Annotated in this window: 16 protein-coding genes; 14 read left to right on the top strand and 2 right to left on the bottom strand. The window is 53.5% G+C overall.

Annotated elements, in window-relative coordinates; translation table 11 throughout:
• Position 1: 1 nt before the first annotated feature.
• The 14 genes from B5D63_RS03700 to B5D63_RS03635 all read left to right on the top strand — a co-directional run bounded on the left by B5D63_RS03700 (position 2) and on the right by B5D63_RS03635 (position 17,797).
• Positions 2–1,222, top strand: a complete 1,221-nt coding sequence (locus B5D63_RS03700) for a tetratricopeptide repeat protein (RefSeq protein WP_078667402.1) — start codon at positions 2–4, stop codon at positions 1,220–1,222.
• Entirely contained in the window at positions 1,215–1,775 is a 561-nt protein-coding gene (locus B5D63_RS03695; protein ID WP_078667401.1) for an SMI1/KNR4 family protein, read from the top strand. The genes B5D63_RS03700 and B5D63_RS03695 overlap by 8 nt, the downstream gene beginning before the upstream one ends.
• Positions 1,776–2,109: 334 nt before the next feature.
• Complete coding sequence (locus tag B5D63_RS03690) at positions 2,110–2,709, top strand: RNA polymerase sigma factor (RefSeq protein WP_078667400.1); 600 nt, start codon at positions 2,110–2,112, stop codon at positions 2,707–2,709.
• A gap of 121 nt (positions 2,710–2,830) precedes the next feature.
• The gene (locus B5D63_RS03685) at positions 2,831–3,988 is read left to right on the top strand and encodes a FecR family protein (protein ID WP_078667399.1); all 1,158 of its coding nucleotides are present in this window, start codon (positions 2,831–2,833) and stop codon (positions 3,986–3,988) included.
• A gap of 271 nt (positions 3,989–4,259) precedes the next feature.
• Positions 4,260–7,598 carry a TonB-dependent receptor gene (locus tag B5D63_RS03680; protein WP_159455877.1) on the top strand — a complete coding sequence of 1,113 codons (3,339 nt, stop codon included), beginning with the start codon at positions 4,260–4,262 and terminating at the stop codon, positions 7,596–7,598.
• Positions 7,599–7,619: 21 nt separating this feature from the next.
• Positions 7,620–9,203, top strand: a complete 1,584-nt coding sequence (locus B5D63_RS03675; protein ID WP_078668529.1) for a RagB/SusD family nutrient uptake outer membrane protein — start codon at positions 7,620–7,622, stop codon at positions 9,201–9,203.
• Positions 9,204–9,458: 255 nt separating this feature from the next.
• Entirely contained in the window at positions 9,459–10,097 is a 639-nt protein-coding gene (locus B5D63_RS03670) for a (2Fe-2S)-binding protein (protein WP_078667397.1), read from the top strand.
• Positions 10,094–11,074, top strand: a complete 981-nt coding sequence (locus tag B5D63_RS03665) for an FAD binding domain-containing protein (protein ID WP_078667396.1) — start codon at positions 10,094–10,096, stop codon at positions 11,072–11,074. The genes B5D63_RS03670 and B5D63_RS03665 overlap by 4 nt, the downstream gene beginning before the upstream one ends.
• On the top strand, positions 11,071–13,254 hold the full coding sequence (locus tag B5D63_RS03660) for a xanthine dehydrogenase family protein molybdopterin-binding subunit (protein ID WP_078667395.1): 2,184 nt from the start codon (positions 11,071–11,073) through the stop codon (positions 13,252–13,254). Before B5D63_RS03665 ends, B5D63_RS03660 begins: the two co-directional genes overlap by 4 nt.
• 4 nt (positions 13,255–13,258) lie before the next feature.
• The gene (locus B5D63_RS03655; RefSeq protein WP_078667394.1) at positions 13,259–14,416 is read left to right on the top strand and encodes an XdhC family protein; all 1,158 of its coding nucleotides are present in this window, start codon (positions 13,259–13,261) and stop codon (positions 14,414–14,416) included.
• Positions 14,416–15,000 carry a nucleotidyltransferase family protein gene (locus B5D63_RS03650; RefSeq protein WP_078667393.1) on the top strand — a complete coding sequence of 195 codons (585 nt, stop codon included), beginning with the start codon at positions 14,416–14,418 and terminating at the stop codon, positions 14,998–15,000. The genes B5D63_RS03655 and B5D63_RS03650 overlap by 1 nt, the downstream gene beginning before the upstream one ends.
• A gap of 292 nt (positions 15,001–15,292) precedes the next feature.
• Entirely contained in the window at positions 15,293–16,186 is an 894-nt protein-coding gene (locus B5D63_RS03645; protein WP_078667392.1) for a phytanoyl-CoA dioxygenase family protein, read from the top strand.
• 17 nt (positions 16,187–16,203) lie between these two features.
• A complete protein-coding gene (locus B5D63_RS03640; RefSeq protein ID WP_078667391.1) occupies positions 16,204–17,016 on the top strand; it encodes an SDR family NAD(P)-dependent oxidoreductase in 813 nt (270 codons plus the stop codon).
• A gap of 37 nt (positions 17,017–17,053) precedes the next feature.
• Positions 17,054–17,797, top strand: a complete 744-nt coding sequence (locus B5D63_RS03635; RefSeq protein WP_078667390.1) for a DUF72 domain-containing protein — start codon at positions 17,054–17,056, stop codon at positions 17,795–17,797.
• 7 nt (positions 17,798–17,804) lie between these two features.
• Here B5D63_RS03635 and B5D63_RS03630 read toward each other — a convergent pair whose 3' ends face one another.
• Positions 17,805–18,581: a DNA-formamidopyrimidine glycosylase family protein gene (locus B5D63_RS03630; protein WP_078667389.1), complete on the bottom strand. Its 777-nt coding sequence runs from the start codon at positions 18,579–18,581 to the stop codon at positions 17,805–17,807.
• Between the two features lie 28 nt (positions 18,582–18,609).
• On the bottom strand, positions 18,610–20,250 hold the full coding sequence (locus B5D63_RS03625) for a DUF885 family protein (protein ID WP_159455876.1): 1,641 nt from the start codon (positions 20,248–20,250) through the stop codon (positions 18,610–18,612).
• Positions 20,251–20,316: the final 66 nt, after the last annotated feature.

Here is a 20,316-nt window from a genome sequence, read left to right as displayed (position 1 = left end):
TATGTCGATGCATGAAATAGAATCCCTGGTGGAGATGTCCGTCTACTGTCTGCATGAAAGCCAGGATGATTCACTGGACCGCAGAAGTCTCTTTTACAGCCTGTACGAGCTGCAATCAAATTTTGACACCGGCTTCACCCATTTCCGGGTGATGGATATACTCGTACAGCGCCGCTTCGTATATACTTTCCCGATAACTGCGCATCCTTCCTATGCACAGCATCAGGCGTTCCTGGACAACCTCGCCGCCCATCGGAAGTTCAGCTTCATCTATACCCAGCCGGAAGCGGAGTGGGACGCGGAAACCAATCCAATAGCAGGCTACGCCCATTTCGACCAGCAACAGCAACAGTATATCCTTTACTGCGATGCCGGCTCCACGCTGTGGGAAGCTTTAGTGGCCAACGGTACCCTGCAGGGTGCTGACGCTACCCCGCCACAGTTGTCCGACGTGTTCACCATGGCCCGCATCATCGCAGAAAATGCGGCACAGCAGCAGTACCGTGACCTGCTCGCCAGCTGGTACCAACTGCTGCCTTACATGGTGATGGCCGCCGAACAGGAAAATGAACCCATCGACCACGAAGGTCTCAAAATCATCCTCGACCTCGTAGTAGCCAACGACGCCATCTACGAAGAAGGACTTCCACCGGTTGACGAACTGCCGGAAGGTGGTGAACTCGGCAAATTCTGCGAATGGTGGTACGCTCCTGCCAAAGGAAAAATGAAAACAGCTGCCGAGCTGGACAAAGACATAGACATAGACCTCGACGCCCTGCCCTTTACACAGGAGGTGGAGAAAACAGCAGGCTGGTACGACAATGAAGTGAGAAACCTGCTGGAAAGCATCCACCACAGCATCAACTTCATGGAAGACAACGGCTTCAACGAAGACACGCAGAAAAGCGTGGAGATGCGCCTGCTACAGGGACTGGAATACGCCCGGAAAGGCATTGAGCTGGCGCCAGAGGAACCTGGTCTCCTCGTGAACATGGGCTCCCTGTACATGCTGGCCGAAAATTTCGAGGAAGCACTCGCCTGCTACAACAAAGCACTGGCCATCGCTCCGGACAACAGCTATATCCATCTCAACCGTGCCATCCTCTTCTATCAGATGGAAGACCTCCCGCTGGCCATCGCCTCCTTCGAGAAAGTGCTGGCACTGGAGCCGGACAACGAATTTGCCCAACAGTGGCTGGCGCAACTCAAAAGCAATGGATAACCGCCTTCAACAGATAGCAGCAGCACTCGGCATCACCCTGCCGGGTGCTTACGCCCGCTTCCTGGAAACAGAACAGCTGCACGAAAGCCGCCTCGTCACCGACCTGGTAAACCTCTATGGCACCGACGACCTCCTGACCAGGAATAACGACTACGAGGTGCAGCGGTACCTCCCCGGCTATCTGAGCATAGCAGACGACAGCGGCGGCCGCGGCATCTTCCTGGATACCACCCGGCCCACGCTGACCGTATACACCACCGGCTACGGCGCCCTCGATCCGGAATGTATGGACGTCCTCAGCGACGATTTCCTTCAATGGACAGAACAGGGTTATTCTCTCGATGTGATTCGCGAGGCACCCGCCTTTACCACCGCCCGCCATTCGGAGAAAAATCTGCTGCGCAATGAATGGATACGGCTACACCAGGCCGTTTCCGGCCTCGAAGCCGAAAAATCCCGGCTGGACCTGAAGACCTATCTCCTGCAGAAACGCCGGCTGCAGCAGGAAATACAGAACTTCGAAACCCGCAACGCAGGAAAACCCTACCGGTGATCCCAGGGCTAAAGCCCTGGGCCACTATCAGCAACACAGAAGAGTTTCCGTTCTATACAGGCAGATGCCAGCCCAACCCCTGGGCCACTATAAGATACACTCCCTGTGTAGCAACGGTCCAATCCTTACGGCGCTGATTACTATATCCGCTCCCCCCCACCGTCCCCAACCGCCACAGGCCCCGCCGGAAACCTAATGTCTTTTTTACCGAATTATCATGTTATCTTTGACCACCCCGGTTGCCATTTCTTTCATTACACTGTTGTGCCCATTAAACATCATACGAGTGACCTCACCGGGGCGAACCATTGATTGATCAGTATCTGGACACAGGATGCAGAACGACGCAGCACAGGAGACAATATTATTTGACCGGATCGCGGAAGGTGACGAAGCAGCGTTTGAAGCGCTGTTTCATCTCTATGTGCCCCGCATCAGGCCTGTCATCCGGCAAATTATCCAGGAAGAAGCCCCGGTAAAAGACATTATCCAGGAAATATTCCTCGGCCTGTGGATGGGACGCGATAAACTCCCCGCGGTTGACAGCCCCCGTAACTGGATCTTTAAAATGACCTACCACCGCTCCTACACCTGGTTGCAAAAACAGGGCGTCCGCGAAAAAGCCCGCCACCAACTGTCCTGGAGCGAAGAAGAATACACCAATGTTACCGAGGAAAACCTGTCCCTCTCCGAAACATCCAGGCTCATAAGGGAAGCCATCACCCAGTTGCCGCCCCAGGCCATGAAAATATACCTGCTGAGCCGGGAAGGCGGCCTGAAAATAGCCGATATCGCCGGACAGCTGAACATCTCCGCCCAAACCGTCAAAAATTCGCTGGTGCGCTCCCTTCGCACCATCCGGGAATACCTGCTCAGACACGGTATTAGTATCCCTTTGATGTTACTTTCTTACAGTTTTTCCCATTTTTTTTAATTTTTTTTCCGCCCGATAGGTACTATCACTTCACTTACGGTACGTATATGCAGGGACACCCCTGCAACCGGGTCGCCCTGCACCAAAATCAAACGTTCACGCGATACAAAAAACCACGTCATTGCCAGATACTGAAAGACTGATATATTTATTATCACAAGCCCGCCAGGGCCTTGCCACGCAGGATGAATACACGGAACTGCTGGAGATGATCCAGGCGGATGAAACGGGCATGGTCAATACGCAGATCGAAGCTTTCCATGGGCCCGCCACCCCGGACAGTCACGATCCGGCGGAATGGCAACAGCTCGTTACCGGCATCTTGGCGGCCGACAAGCCACGGCAACCCTCCCGCATCAGGCACATCCATTGGAAATGGGCCGCAGCTGCCAGCATACTGCTGCTGACCGGCATTGCATGGTGGTGGACCCAACCCGCCAAAACACGAGCGCCGGTACACACCCAGGCAGCTCCCGACGTAGCTCCCGGCGGCAACAAAGCCATACTGACGCTCAGCGACGGCTCACAGATAACACTCGACAGCGCCGGCAATGGCCTGCTGGCACAACAGGGCGGCAGTAAAATCACCAAAATGGCCAACGGACAACTGGTATATGACAACGCCGGCACCGATGCAGGCAAAATACTGTACAACACCATGAGCACGCCCCTCGGCGGCCAGTATAGCCTCATCCTGCCCGACGGCTCCAAAGTATGGCTCAACGCCGGCTCCTCCATTACCTATCCCACCGCCTTCACCGGCTCAGAAAGAAAGGTAACAGTGACAGGCGAAGCCTTTTTCGATGTGGCAAAAAATGCCCGCATGCCCTTCCGCGTAACGGCCAACAACACCACTGTCGACGTACTGGGCACCCACTTTAACATCAACGCTTACACAGACGAAGCCGCCATCAAAACCACCCTCGTGGAAGGCGCCATCCGGGTGTCTGCCCATAACCGCCAAATGGTACTGAAACCAGGCCAGCAGGCAAGGGTAAGCCACAACGATGTTCAGGTGGCAGACCAGGTAGACCTCTCCGCCATCACCGCCTGGAAAGAAGGCTATTTCTCCTTCACCAACGCCGACCTGCCCACCGTTATGCGGGAACTCGCGCGCTGGTACAACCTGGAAGTGAGCTACGAAGGCAAAATACCGGACCGCGTGTTCAACGGAGAAATAGGCCGCAGCCTTACCCTCTCCCAGGTGCTGAAAGGACTGTCTAAAACGAGAATAAAATACAGAATAGAAGATGGCCACCGGATCGTTATCCAGCCATAACCTTTATAAGAACGATGAAAAACAAAACAGGAACAATGATCAATTCAGGCTAACAAAGAGGTATTCCCATGTACTTTAATGAAATAAGCCGGGGGTAAAGATTGGCGTCAGAACCCCGGCCTTAGTTCAGCTAAACCAACAAACAAGTCGGTAAACATTCTTTATTAATTCAACCAAACATTGCAAAAGTATGCAAGTAAAGGCTATTTGTAATTCCGGACCCGGTTGTCATCCAAAAAAAGCCGGGCTGTTCAACAAACTTTTGTTAGTTATGAAGCTAACTTCTCTTCTGCTCCTGATGGGTATCTTACAGGTAAGCGCCACGACCAGCGCACAGACTGTTACCTGGTCTGCCCGCGCTGTCAGCCTCCAGAGAGTGCTGAACGTGATACGCCAGCAAACAGGCTATGCTTTCTTCTACGACCGGGAAGACCTGAAAAACACGGCCCCGGTAACCGTGGAACTGAAAAACGCCACCCTGCAAACCGCCATGGACATGGTGCTACAACATCAGTCCCTCAGCTACGAAGTACAGGGCAATACGGTATTCATCACCCGTAATGAAAAAACAACAAAAAACATACAACCCACGGAAAGCAATACCCCACCGCCGGTCACCATCTCCGGTAAAGTGGTGGACGAAACAGGCGCAGCCATCCCCGGCGCTTCCGTGATGGTGAAAGGTACCACCAAAGGCGCTATCACCACCCCCAACGGCGAATTCCAGATCGCCGGCGTAGACGAAAATGCGGTGATCACCATCACCAGCATCGGCTATACCGCCCAGGAAATAAGCCTTAAAGGGAAAACACATCTCAATATCGTTCTCCAGTCCGACGTAGCCTCCCTCAAACAGTTGGTAGTAGTCGGTTATGGCACCCAGAAAAAAGCCAACCTCACCGGCGCCGTGTCCAGCATCGGCAGCAAGGAACTGGCCAACAGGCCCGTTACCAGCGTCAGCAACGCGTTACAGGGCACCATGCCCGGCGTTACCGTTACCGCCGCCAAAAGCGGTCAGCCCGGTTCCGACGGCGGCAGCATCCGCATCCGCGGTATCGGCACCCTCAACACCGCCGACCCGGTGATCGTGATCGACGGCGTGGTGACCAACGTCAGCAGCCTGAACAACATCAACCCGGACGATATCGCCAGCATGTCTGTCCTGAAAGACGCCGCCTCCGCAGCCATCTACGGCTCCCGCGCGGCCAACGGCGTCATTCTGATCACCACCAAACAAGGAAAAAAAGGCGCTCCGCAGGTTACCTACAACGCCTATGTAGGTAAACAGAAAGCCACCGGCCTCCCCGACTTCCTCCCCTCCTGGCAGGTAGCGGAACTGGAGAACCAGGCTTCCATCAACGAAGGGTCCGCCCCTAAATACACCGCTGAACAAATCGCCAAATATAAAGACGGCTCCGATCCCTACAACTATCCCAACACGGATTGGCTCGGCCTCTTCTACAAAGGCAGCGGCATCCAGCAAAATCACTACCTCGGCGTCTCCGGCGGCAGCGAAAAAACACAGTACGCACTGTCCCTCGGCCTCTTTGACGAGAACGGTATCGTAAAGGAAACAAACGCCAAAAGATATACTACCCGCCTCAATATCACCTCTGAGGTGGCCAACCACGTGAAAGTAAATGCCAACATCGGCTTTACCTCCACCGGCCAGACAGAACCGTCCAACCCCTACACCGGCGATTTTCAACAGCTGGTAAGACAGATCAACAGGATCAACCCGCGCATACCTTACAAATATGCCAACGGCCACTATGGCGCTATCGGCGATGGTAACCCTATGGCCTGGCTGGAAGGTAACAGCAAAAACACCTATTCTTACTATGACCTCGTAGGCAATGTGGGCGTGGACTGGGAAATCATCAAAGGCCTGCACTTCAAGCCCTCCCTGGCTTATATCATGAAGATCAATCACATCAAGAAGTTCAGGGCTGACCAGCAATACTATAACGCTAACGGCGACAAGACCTTTTACCAGGGCCCCAGTTCCGTTACCGATCAGAACAACTTCGGCAACACCGTTACCCAGCAGGCTTTGCTGGAATACACCAAATCCTTTAACAAACACAACTTCAAAATACTGGGCGGTTTCTCCCAGGAGCAAACCAAATACTCCTTCGACGAAGGATACCGCAAAGGTTATCTCAACAACGAACTGACCGATCTGAACCTCGGTGGCACAGAAGGCCAGTACGCTCTCAACTACAGCTATGAACTGGGCCTGCGCTCCTGGTTCGGCAGACTGAACTACGACTTCGACGGGAAATATCTGCTGGAAGCCAACCTGCGTTATGACGGTTCTTCCCGTTTCGCCCCGGGCAACAGATGGGGTACCTTCCCCTCTTTCTCCGCCGGCTGGAACATCGACCGCGAAGCGTTCTTCGACGCATTGAAACCAGCAGTGTCCAACCTGAAGCTGAGAGCTTCCTGGGGCCAGCTGGGCAACCAGTACGTAAAAGGAAAGGATGATGCCAAATATCCCACCTTCCCGTATTACCCGTACATCTTCACCGCCCTCGGCGATCAGAACTATGTATTCGGCGGAACGGCAGCCGGTGTAGTACCGGGCGTGGCGCCTATCAACGGCGCCAACCCGGATATCAAATGGGAAACCACCACCGAAGCAGGTGTCGGTATCGACGCGGGTTTCCTGAACGGCAAACTGAACTTCAGCGCCGATTACTTCCATAAGAAAACCAATGGCATCCTGCTGGCCGTACCGGTAGGCGCCGCCTATGGCTTCCAGGACCCGGTGCAGAATGCAGGCGCCGTGCTGAACCGCGGTTGGGAATTTTTACTGAGTTATGCCGATAACAAAGGAGACTTCAACTATAGCGCCAGCTTCAATACCGCCTTTATCCACAACGAAGTGACCGACCTCCGTGGCTCCGGACCTATCATCAACGGCTATACGTTTAAACAGGTAGGTTATCCTGTAAACTCCATCTATGGTTATGTTGCCGACGGCATCTTCCAGTCAAAAGAGGAGATAAAAAATTCACCTTTCCAGTTGCCCACCACCGCTCCCGGCGATCTGAAATACCGCGATAAAGACGGCAACGACACCATCAACGGCGCCGACAGGGAATATCTCGGCAGCTACTTCCCGAAAGTAACCTTCGGCCTGAACCTGACGGCTTCCTGGAAAAACTTTGATATCGGTATCTTCCTGCAGGGCGCTGCCGGTGTGAAAAACTATATTGACGCTGGCAAGATCGGTGCTGTGGGCGGTAATGCCAACAAACCGACTTCCGCTTTCCTCGACAGCTGGACAACAGCGAATCCCGGCGCTTCTATGCCCCGCACCTGGTATAACTATAAACAAAATGATCCCAGCGGCACGCCTTCTTCCTTCTGGGTGAAAGATGGTTCTTACCTGCGCCTTAAAAACCTGCAGATAGGTTATTCCCTCCCGGAAAAAGTGATCAAGCGGATTGGCCTTACCAAACTACGCTTCTATTACAGCGGCCAGAACATCCTGACCTTTGATCATCTCTATAAATGGATAGATCCGGAGGCCTCCATCACCAGCAGCATCTATTACTACCCGCAGGTGAAAGTGCACACTTTTGGCGTGAATGTTAGTTTTTAACCGTTACGAAAAATTATGATCATGAAAAGAAACCTTCTCTATATACTGCTTGCAGGCGCACTGACACAAGCCGCCTGTCAGAAAGATTTCCTGGATAAATCACCTACCGACGCCTATAGCAACGGATCGCTGTGGACAACAGAAGCTGCTGCTTCCGCAGCGCTTGCCGGATGTTACAAAGGATGGGAAACCAGCTACAACACCATTTATATGGATGCCGTCAGCGACAACAGCTACAGCCAATGGGCGTGGGACAACTACCAACATCTGGGCAACGGTACCGCCACCGCCACCGATCCGCAGGTAGCCAACCAGTGGGATTTTGTCACTATCCAGAAATGTAACTGGTTCATCGAAAATGTAGACCAGGCGCCCATCGATGAAAAAACAAGAAACCGCTTCAAAGCGGAAGCCCGCTTCCTGCGCGCCTACCGGTACTTCGTCATGTCACAGCTGTATGGTGATGTGCCCCTGGTAGTAAAAAACCTGAGCGTACAGGAAGCTAACACTGTCAGCAGAACACCCCGCGCCGACGTCCGCAAATTCATCACCGATGAGTTGGCGGCTGTCGCGCAAATCCTTCCGCAAACATATGATGGCAGCGATGTGGGACGCATCACCAAGGGCGCCGCCTTAGCGCTGAGAGCACGCGTGGAACTGTTTGACAAAAATTATGCTGCCGCAATAGAAGACTGTAAAAAAGTGATGGCGCTCGGTTACGGCCTCTATAAGAACTACACCGATCTTTTCCGCCAGGACTTTGAAAACAACAAAGAGGTGATCCTCGATGTACAATACAAAGCCAACGAAAAAGACAATGCCAATACAGACCTCGGTATCCTGCCTTCTTCCGGTTATGGCGGATGGGCTTCGCTTAGCCCTACGCAGTCGCTGGTAGATGCCTACGAAATGACCAACGGCAAAACGATCGACGATCCTGCTTCCGGTTATGACGCCAACAACCCGTATGTCAACAGGGACCCTCGTCTGGCGGCCAGCGTGGTATACCCCGGATTACAATATAACGACAAGTTCTACGATCCCATCACCCCGGGGGCCGCTGACTACTACAGCGAAGGCAACAACTCACCCACCGGTTACCTGGTACGGAAATTTGTTCCTTTCCTGAAGGACTTCCCGGACATGTGGAACACCGGTGTGAACATCATCGTGATCCGTTATGCCGAGGTATTGCTCACCTACGCGGAAGCACAAATAGAGTCCGGCGTCATGGACAACAGCGTATACCAGGCGATCGACGATATCCGCGCCCGTGCAGGTATGCCATTGGTGAACCGTACCGTTTATAACAACATCGCTGCCCTGCGTACCCTTGTACGCCGCGAACGCCGTGTGGAGCTGGCCCTCGAAGGCCTCCGCTGGTACGATATCCAGCGCTGGCAGATAGGCACCACCGTTAGGACCGGTACCGTATATGGTACCCGCCTGGGCACTGTAGACGCCAATACCGGCAAAGTAACCCTGACCGGCAATCACGTGGTGGCCGATCAACGTTCTTTCAACCCGCAACGCGACTATCTCTGGCCAGTACCGCAAAAAGAAAGAGATATCAATAAAACCCTCGGTCAAAATCCGGGCTACTAGTTCTGGCAAAGCACGTAAATCACGCAAAGGCGCAGAGCAGCAAAGCACGCAAAGATTAATATAAGCGGGCAGAGAAAGCAAAGGAGCGAAGATCAACACTATTTGATCTTCGCTCCTTTGCTTTCTTAATTTGTCTTAAAAAAATCTTTGCGTGCTTTGCTGCTCTGCGCCTTTGCGTGATTTACGTGCTTTGCGGGAACTCCTTGTTCATATGTTAAAAAATAGCTACCTTATTGCTGAATAAAACCCTTGTGTATGTCACAAGCACCAAATGAAAACCCGTCATGCCCGGGTAAGAGGGACAAACACGAAGCCAGACGTGACTTCCTCAAACAATCTTCCGCATTGATGGCGCTGGCGCTCACGCCACCGCTGGTAGTCAAAGCAGGCGAACATGATGAAACGATTGCCGGCCTCTTCGAGAAAATGCCGGTCAGCCTGGAAGTCAACGGGAAAGCTTATCAGCTGTCCGTGGAGCCCAGGGTGACCCTGCTGGACCTGCTGCGCGAACAGCTGAACCTGACAGGCACCAAAAAAGGCTGCGATCACGGTCAGTGCGGCGCCTGTACCGTTCATGTCAACGGCCAACGTATTAATTCCTGCCTTACCCTCGCCGTTATGCAGGAAGGGAAAAAAATCACCACCATCGAAGGACTTGCCCAGGGAGACACCTTACATCCTGTACAGGAAGCCTTCATCAAACATGACGGCTTCCAGTGCGGATATTGTACGCCAGGCCAGATTATGTCGGCCGTAGCCTGTATCCGCGAAGGGCATGCAGGCTCGCCGGAAGAGATACGTGAGTTCATGAGTGGGAACATCTGCCGTTGCGGTGCATACGACAATATCGTGGCAGCCATTACAGCAGTAAAACAAGGAGGGCATACCGTATGAACCAGTTTTCCTATGTCAGGCCCGCCAGCCAGCAGGCGGCTATTGATGCGCTGACGAAAGATAAATCCGCCCGCTTCATTGCCGGCGGCACCAATCTGCTTGATCTCATGAAAAATGGCGTGGTGGCGCCGGAGAAGCTGGTAGATATCAACCGGCTGCCGCTGAAAAGTATTACGCTGAACAATAATACCCTGCATATCGGCGCACTTACGCTCAACAGCGAGGTGGCCGCCCATACGCTGGTGACAACTCGCCACCCGCTGTTGTCACAGGCGCTGCTGGCCGGGGCATCGCAGCAGCTGCGCAACATGGCCACCACCGGTGGCAATATGATGCAGCGTACCCGTTGCAGTTATTTCTATGACATCACCATGCCGTGCAATAAAAGAACGCCCGGCAGCGGTTGTAGTGCTATCGGCGGCATCAACCGTATGCACGCCATTTTCGGCGCCAGCGATCAGTGTATTGCCGTACATCCCAGCGATATGTGCATTGCACTGGCAGCCCTCGATGCCACCGTGCTGGTGGCCGGCCCCAAAGGCAACCGCCGCATTCCTTTCGGAGAGTTTCACCGGTTGCCCGGCAATACGCCCGATAAAGACAATAATCTCGGTAAGGGCGAACTGATCACCGGTATTGATATTCCGGCCAGCCCTTTCACCCAAAACATATACTACCTCAAAGTGCGCGACCGCGCTTCGTACGCATTTGCACTCGTGTCCGTAGCCGCGGCACTGGATATCAGCAACAACACCATCCGCAGCGCCCGTCTCGCCATGGGCGGCGTGGCCCACAAACCCTGGCGCCTGCACGAAGCAGAAAAAGCGCTGATCGGAAAAACACCTACGATCGAAAATTTCCGTATAGCCGCTACCGTAGCTACGCAATCGGCCCGCACTTACAAACACAACGCATTTAAAGTGCCGATGGCGCAGAACAGCCTCGTCACCGCCTTATCAAAAGCAGCTGCCGTATGAAAAAGCAAGCAGTAGGACAATCCATGGACCGCGTAGACGGCCGCCTGAAAGTAACCGGCACGGCCCGCTACTTTGCGGACCATCAGCCGGAAGGCATGCTGTATGCAGCGCTGGTATGCAGCCCTGTCAGCAGCGGCCGCATTACCGCCATCGATGCCGCCAAAGCGCTCCGGGCCCCAGGTGTGGCCGACGTGGTGTCTCACCTCAACGCACCGCCTGTTCCGGGCTACAAAGCGGACAATCCCAACCCCAAACAGGGACTTAAAATATTTTACGACGATCGCATCTACTCCAACGGCCAGCCGGTAGCCATCGTGGTGGCCAATACGCTGGAGCGCGCAGTACATGCTGCCTCCCTGGTGAAAGTTACCTATGCGCAGGAAGTACACAAGACTGATATGGACGAAAACATGGGACAGGCCTTCCAGCATAAAAACATGAAGGACTACCTGCGGGGAGAAGCGGATGCCTGGAAAAAGGCGCCCGTCCACCTGGAAGCGGAATACAACATCCCTATTGAGGTACATAACCCCATGGAACTGGCGGGCATCATCGCTCACTGGGAAACACCCGATCAACTGACGGTGTACGCCAAAACACAAGGCGTTAAAAGTGTGCAGCAAACGCTGAAAACACTTTTTCAGCTGCCGGAAAGCCAGATCACGGTGCACTCCCGGTTTGTGGGCGGCGCCTTCGGCATGGGACTGCGCATATGGCCCATGGAAGTAGCCACCATCCTGGCAGCGAAGAAAATACGTAAGCCGGTGAAACTGGTCATCACCCGTAAGGATATGTTTACCCTCGTGGGTTATCGTCCCGCCGCCAGACAACGTATAGGTATCGGCGCTACTACCGATGGTAAGCTGACCGGTATCACACATGAAGCAGTGGCCAACACATCGCCCTATGAAGATTTCACAGAGGCGATCGTGAACATGAGCCGCATGATGTATGCCTGTCCCAATGTAAACACCCGCTACCAGCTGGTGCCGCTCAATCTCAGCACACCGGTATGGATGCGCGGCCCCGGCGAAGCCACCGGCGCTTTTGCGCTGGAATCAGCAATCGATGAACTGGCCCACCAACTAAAAATGGACCCGTTGCAGCTGCGTATCCTGAACCATGCGGATACAGACCCGGAAAAGCACCTGCCCTACTCCAGCAAATACCTGAAAGAAGCCTACGAGATGGGCGCCGCTAAAATAGGCTGGCAGCAACGCAGCCAGACACCCGGACAACTGCAGGAAAACGGCTGGCTGGTCGGTTACGGTATGAGTAGCGGCGTGTTCAGCGCCGGGCGCGGCAGAGCCACTGCCAGCGCCACCCTCAAAGCAGATGGTACGCTCGTGATCCGCAGCGCTGCGGCAGATATAGGCCCGGGCACCGCCACTGCCATGGTCCAGATAGCCGCCGACGCTACCGGCATCGATGCTAAAAAAATAGAATTCCTGCTGGGCGAATCAGCCTATCCGGAAGCGCCCCGCCAGGGCGGCTCATCCACGGTGTCCACCGTCGGCAGCGCAGTAAATGACGTATGCCGCAGCCTGCAGCAGAAACTTGGGGAAATGGCCTCGGCCGGTATTCCCGCTTTTAAAGGCGTGAAAGCGGAAAATATTCAGCATGAAGACGGCCAGCTGGTGGCCGGCAACACCCGGCTGGACTATGCCGCACTGCTGCAGCTGCAACAACTGCCGGAGCTGACCGTTACCACTACCTCCCAGGCCGGCGACGAACGGAAACATTACGCCATGTATTCTTTCTCCGTTCATTTTACCAAAGTACATGTACATCCCGCCACCGGTGTGGTACGCATCAAACATATCGTCAGCGTGGCCGATTCCGGCACGGTGGTAAACACCAAAACCGCCCGCAGCCAGATGATCGGCGGCGTGGTAGGCGGCATCGGCATGGCCCTCACGGAAGAGGCCCTGATCGATCACCGCTACGGCCGGTATGTCAACAACAACTATGCAGACTACCATGTGCCTGTGAATGCAGATACACCACCAACAGACGTACTGTTCATCAATAAGAAAGATCCTGTTATTAACCCGATGGGCGCTAAAGGTATGGGCGAGATAGCCCTGATCGGCTTTGCTGCCGCCGTTTCCAACGCGGTCTTCAACGCTACCGGTAAACGGGTCCGCGACCTGCCCATCACACCCGACAAACTGATTTAACACCATGCAAAAAGAGCTGGAAGATATCGTGAAGGCGTACCTTGCCGCCAGTCAGCAAGGCCTGCAAACCGCACTGGCGACCGTTGTGCACGTGGAAGGTTCCGCCTACCGGCAGCCCGGAGCGCGGATGCTGATCACTGAAAACGGCGCACTGACAGGCGCTATCAGCGGTGGCTGCCTCGAAGGTGACGCACTGCGCAAAGCGCAACTCGCCATGTTGCAACAACAACCCATGCTGGTCACCTACGATACCACCGATGAAGACGATGCCGTTATTGGCGTGGGACTGGGATGCAACGGTATCATACACATCCTGCTGGAGCCACTGGGGCCGCACCTCGCCCTGAATCCGCTCACACTGCTGCAGCAACAGGCCGGCAGCCGCGACACTACGGTGATGGTAACGCTCTTCCGCCCGCAACAACGCTCCGCTCCGCAACCCGGTACCTGTATACTAATCACCGATGGCGGAGAAAGACAGGTGCTGATGGAAGACGGTCCGCTACGCACCGCCATACTGACCGATGTGTGCGCGGCGTTTACAGCCAGACGCTCCGCCGTAAAAACTTACAACGACGGCCCGGACCAGATCACAGCGCTTATCGCCTGGCATCCGCCGGCCTTGCAACTGCTCATTGCCGGCGCCGGTAACGATGTACGGCCGCTGGTGAAAATAGCCTCCGTTCTGGGATGGCATACCATCGTTGTGGACGGTCGTCCGGCTTACGCCCAGGCACAACGCTTCCCGGAAGCTACGCGCGTCATCGTCGCCAAACCGGTGGAAGTATTGCAACACCTGCAACCGGATGACTATACCGCCGCCGTACTGATGACCCATAACTATAACTACGACATCGCCCTGCTGACCGCACTGCTGCCGCATCACCTCCGTTACACCGGCGTTCTGGGACCAGCCAGGAAACTGCAACGCATGTTGCAGGAAATGGAAGAAGCAGGTACGGCGGCTTCACCGGAACAACGGGCACGCATATACGGCCCTGCCGGGCTGGACATCGGCGCCGACGCCCCGGAGGAAATAGCGCTGTCTATCATCAGCGAGGTGAAGGCCGTCATGGCCGGCGCCGCAGGTGACTCGCTGCGTAACAATCCTGCCGCTATCCATCAGCGCGCCCATCAACAGATCATTCAACAACAACTGTGATGCGCCACACCGGTATCGTCATACTCGCCGCCGGCGCTTCCCGCCGCCTGGGAACGCCCAAGCAGCAGGTCCGCTTTCAGCAACAAAGCCTGCTGCAACGTATCCTTTATACTGCGCAACAGACCACCGCACGCCCTGTCGTGGTGGTATTGGGCGCCTTCGCCGACACTATCCTGCCTGATATGCAGGATAGTGAAGCCACCACGGTGATCAACCCCGACTGGGAAAGCGGTATGGGCAGCTCCATACAAACCGGCGTCCGCGAAATACTACGTATAAGCAATCACGTTAGCAACATCTTAATTCTCCTCTGCGATCAGCCATTTATCACCCCCGCGCTGTTGGAAGAAATGATCGGCACCCACCTCCGGCAAAAAAAAGGTATAACCGCCTGCTCTTACGGCGGCATAACAGGTGCACCCGTTCTCTTCCATCAAAAGTATTTTCCGCACCTAATAACGTTAGGCGGGCAGGAAGGCGCGAAAAAAATCATTCTTCAACACCCCGAAGATGTGTCCACCGTCTCCTTCCCCGAAGGTATTATTGATATAGACACCCCCGAAGATCTCCAACAACTTCACTAACCACATCATTATCAGGCCCCGAAAAAAATTTTAGTCCCCCTTGTATTTTTTATCAGATCTTTTTACCTACATTTGTCTACATAATTAGTAGACTAATAAAATCTACCATTATGGAAAATCACCATCACCATCTAAACCTGCTCCTGCAAAGGATTCTATCTGCCGGTCAACCAGCGGCCTGCTCCTGTTGTTGTTAATCCTGATCCCCCTGCTGCGGTCTTCCCCACCAAACTTCCGCACATACAGCTTCGTATCCAACCATCATTTTTACTGTTACAAAAAACTGCTCGTCATGAAAACGAACAACCAACCCGTATTTCATCTGGGGAAAACTGTCACTGCGCCGCAACTGACTTACTTTCAGCAACATGGTATCATACAATTCAAAAACTTCCTCGACAGGGCATCCCTGTCAGATATCCTAAGGGAAGTGGCTCAGGTACAGGATTTCCTCCTGCGTAACCAGGTACAGAAAGTAAACGGTATCCCTTTAAAATTCGGGACCGATATTAACGGTACGCCGCTGATACAGCGTATCGCATTTGCCTCTCATTACAGTAATGCCCTGCGGGAGCTACTGAAAGATGAACGTCTCCTGGCGCTGACCAATCTGTTGTCGCCTTACGACGGACGCATCGGCGAAAACGAAAAAGACGGGCTTGTGATCAACCACTACGTCAATACCAACAGCAGCCAGTTCCGCCAGCTGGGATGGCATACCGACAGCCCGCGGGACCTGTTCCTGGGCACACGTATCCTGCCGATGCTCAACGTAGGTATCCACCTCGATGACTGCCCGCTGGAAAACGGCGGCCTGCGCGTACTCGCCGGCACTCACCGGCAGGGCCTCTTCCGGCTGCTCTTCCGCAAAAAATACTTTATCGATCATGCGCCGGACAAGCAGGAAACAGGCTTCGACATTGAAGCCGGCGACCTGACCGTTCATGACGGACGCCTGTGGCACCGCGTGCAGCAGTCACCCTTTACCGGCGAAAAAAGCCGCCGCAGGGTGATGTATATCCCGGTAGTTACCGGCGCTTATCAGCCCAAACACGCACAATCCCCTACACCATTTTATCACAAACTGGCGCAACTGAAACAGCACCTGTACGGCGGCAAACCGCAATGGGCAGCTGTCAAAACCGCCGAAGGCAAACTGGCGGAAGTCAACAGTACCGCCATCTAACATAAAATATTATACGTATGTCTTACGCATTGGTAACCGGCGCTGCCAAGGGTATTGGCAAAGCCATCGCAGCCGAACTGGCACAAAGAAACTATCACCTGTTACTGGTAGATCTTGATGATACTTCCCTGCAGGAAACAGCGACAGCATTAGTGGGGCTTTATCACGTCCATGTACACACGCTTCATCAGGACCTGTCGCAGCCGGACGCATTATCGAGAGTCACCACCTGGAGCAGCCGCTGGCATGATCAGCTCAGCGTAGTAGTCAACAACGCCGGCTATGGCATCAATGGCGCTTTTGAAAACCTCACCCTCGAAGAACAGTTCAACATCATCGATGTAAACGTAAAGGCACAGGTGGGGCTATCTTACGCCTATATCCCGGTACTGCGCCGGTTTCCAAAATCCTGGTTGCTCAACCTCGCCAGCACTACGGCCTATCAGACTGTCCCTTATCTCAATATCTATGCGGCGACCAAAGCTTTTGCGTTGTCGTTTACCCGGGGACTGCGCTATGAGCTGCGGCACTCCCCCATCTCCGTCAGTGCCCTCAGTCCCGGCAGCACAGACACCGACTTTGTAAACCGCGCCCGCATGGGCGGCAGCACCCGCAAACTGGCGGACCGGTTTAACATGACGCCTGAGAAAGTGGCTAAGATAGCCGTCAACGGCCTGTTTAAAGGGAAGGCGGAAATTGTGCCGGGGTTTGTCAACAAACTGAATGCATTCCTGCCTAAATTTTTCCCTAAACCATTGGTGGAGAAAATCGCCGCCAACATCTACGAACAGCGGGAAGAAACACCGGCAGTGATCATCACGCCGGGCTGATCGGTGGCGAAGGAACGGCTTTTGCACCTCATTGCCTATGGCAAAAAAAGGTATTTATATCGGTACTTCCGGCTGGAGTTATAAACACTGGAGAGAAATTTTTTATCCTCCGGAACTGAAGCCAGTGGAATATCTCCCGTTTTATGCGCAATCCTATAAAACCACAGAGATCAATACCAGCTTCTATCATCTGCCTAAACCAGGTACTGTGGAAAACTGGGTAAAAAAGGTACCAAAACGTTTCTGGTTCTGTCCGAAGCTCAGCCGCTATATCACCCATGTAAAACGGCTACTGGAGCCGGCAGAACCACTGGAACGTTATTTCAGCATATTCGATCCCGTGAGGGCCAGCCTCGGTCCCGTATTGATTCAGCTGCCTCCTTCGCTGGTGTTCCAACCTGAACGGATACACGCTTTCTTCGAGGTCCTGAAAACTACTTACCGTGAATATGAATTTGCCCTGGAGGCCAGGCATGACAGCTGGTTACAGGAAGCAGCCTTCCAGTTGCTGGAGCAATACAATATCGCCTGGGTGATCGCTGACGCTGGTGGCCGCTGGCCGTTTGCCGAAAGGGTAACGGCCAAACATATATACCTCCGCTTTCACGGGCCCAACGGTCATTATGATACCGCCTATGACAATAAAACAATGAAAGCCTATGCTGCTAAAATAAAGAAATGGCATGCAGACAAACACGCCGTATGGGCGTTTTTCAACAACGATGGCCACGGGTATGCCCTGAAAAATGCATCAGCACTAAAGGCGTTGCTGCACGTATAATATTTGCTTATTTATACTCCACCTGTTCATCTGTGTAATAGGTTTTCCCGCCGGACGAAACATGCTGAATGGCGGCACCACCGGGACTTTCGGTCAACTTATGGTTATGCACCAGCATATAATCGCGCACCTCGCCGTTGATAATATCCGGATGATGTTTACGGATATTTTTTTCCGCGTCGGTCAATACTTTATGAATGGCTTTATGCAGCGCTTTGATAGCTGCCGAAGGAATTTTATTGCAAACAGAAAAGGGGGAGATACGGGCTTCCCACAGGATATCGTCCGCATAGGCATTACCGATACCAAGAATATTATGCTGATCTGTCAGGAATTTTTTGATGGCCGTTCTTTTTTTGCCCAATGCTGCCTCCAGCCATGCCGGGGTTAGTTCTTTCGAAAGGGCATCCGGTGCTTCCTTCGGCTCAGGGTCCAGGAAGATGTTCGCCTGGCCCTGGTAGTCCGTCAGCGCCAGGCCTTTACCTCCTTTGAATAACAACGTACAGATAGTATGTTTCTGTTCGTTGTTATCTTCAAACAAATATAGTTTGCCATGCAGCATCAGGTGCATCCCAAGTACATGGCCGTTTTTAAACTCCATATGCAGCTCCTTGCCCACACGGTGGATGGATTCCAGGCGTTGCCCTTCCAGTGCTGCTTTCAGCTCCTTTTCGGGGGTACGCAGTTTCTTTTTCACCGGTACGTCGATGGTTTCCAGCTGCTTGTGCAGTAATACTTTCTCCAGGTTGTGGCTGAACACGTTCAGGTCAGGTAATTCAGGCATGGCATTTTTTTATAAAAATAACGATTCCCTATTGTTGCAACAATTGGTCCGCAAACCGCCATTGGGTTTTAAACTCCGGCGTCAGTGACTGGTTGGTGATGATAGCGCGGAACATCTCGATGGGAATAGCGTTTTCCTGCAAAAAGGCATCATGGAATTGTTTTTCGCCCATCTTACCGCTGTCAATCAGCTCATGATGCAGCGCCCGCAGCTGCAATCCGCCCATCATATAAGCGATCTGGTACAGGGGGCCGTAGTTACCTTCGAAAGAGCGGCGTACTTCTGAAGAGGCGCTGAAGCGCTCGTGCCCTACCCTGTCCACGAGGAAGTCGATACATTGCTGTGGCGTCCATTTACCCAGGTGATAATTCAGGGAGAAGATAATGCGGGCGCAGCGGTGCATGCGCCAGAACAACGCTCCTACCTTTTGTTCAGGCGTGCTGTGGAAGTTCTTATTCCACAGCAGCATTTCCCAGTATAACGCCCATCCCTCCACGGAAAAGGGCGTGCTGAACATCCGGCGGTAGGGCTTGTTGCGTTTGTTCATGAAACCTTGAAGGTTGTGCCCTGGTATCAGTTCATGGAAAACGGTCGCATGGGAAAAAGCGTAGTTGTTGCTTCGAAGGCTCATGGCCCTGGTGGCTTCATCCATGTCGTCGGTAGGATAGGCCACCAGGATAGATTCTCCCCCCAGGAAAAAGGGGGCAAAGCGCTGCTGTTCTTTAGATAACATGAACATACGCCATGCTTCTTTCGCCAGCGCCGGTACGGTAACCAGGTTGCTGTCTTCCACAAATTTGATGGCTTCATCGGCGAGCCGGTGGATCATTTCCGGCTGCCGGCCCGGCGCTACGTGATTTTCCTTCACTTTTTCCATCGCTTTTTTCCAGTCTTTGCCGAAACCCAGGGCGGCGGATGCCTTCAGCATTTCCGCATCGCACCAGGCAAACTCCTTATTGGCCATTTCTACCAGCTCTTCCGGTGTATAAGGGATCATCTCATACTGCAATTGTGAGATGAGCGCTTCCCTGCCGATAGGTGTTCCTTTGATGCCGGAGGCATCGAGGGACTTATCGCTTTTGTCTGCCAGCTCCTGACCAAGAAAACGGGCATACTGGCCCAGCAGGCTGTCTGTTTGCTGATAGGGCTGTTTTATCTGTTTGGTGAAGGCCGGTTCATAACCATAATAGAACGTATATACGTTTTTGAGGCCGTTACGCAGGTCGCTTACCATATCTGCGGCCTCACGGGCCTGCGCAGGCGTCAGGCGGCTTTGTTTTTTCAGGGCTGCCTGGGCGGTGATGATCTGTTGCTGTACGATGGCCAGGTCCGCCGCGATTTTTGGCACATCCGGGTTATCGCCACGGCGGCGCTTTACCTGCATGGTCATCAGCGGCTGGGCAAAAGGAATGACTGCAGGAGTCAGTAGTTTATACAACGTTTCGTTGTCGTCGATCTGCTGCAGTTCCTGGCCCACCTTCCGCTTCAGGAGAAGGTAATCCACCTGTTCCGTCACCGGTAAAGACGCAAAGGGTATGGCTTTCAGCGACGTCAGCGTTTGCTGGTAATAAGTACGCATACGCCCGAAATATTCCGGGCTGTACCGGAAAATATAAACTTTGTGCAGGTCTTCCACATCGGCTGCCATCTGTTGGATTAGTTCTTTCACAGGCTCCCCTGTACCAGCGTTTGTGCGGGCAAACAAGAACAACAGAGGAAAAAGGACCAGATATCT

This window comes from Chitinophaga eiseniae (genome assembly GCF_900167135.1).
Lineage (GTDB): Bacteria > Bacteroidota > Bacteroidia > Chitinophagales > Chitinophagaceae > Chitinophaga > Chitinophaga eiseniae.
This window is presented reverse-complemented; position numbering and strand designations above follow the sequence as displayed.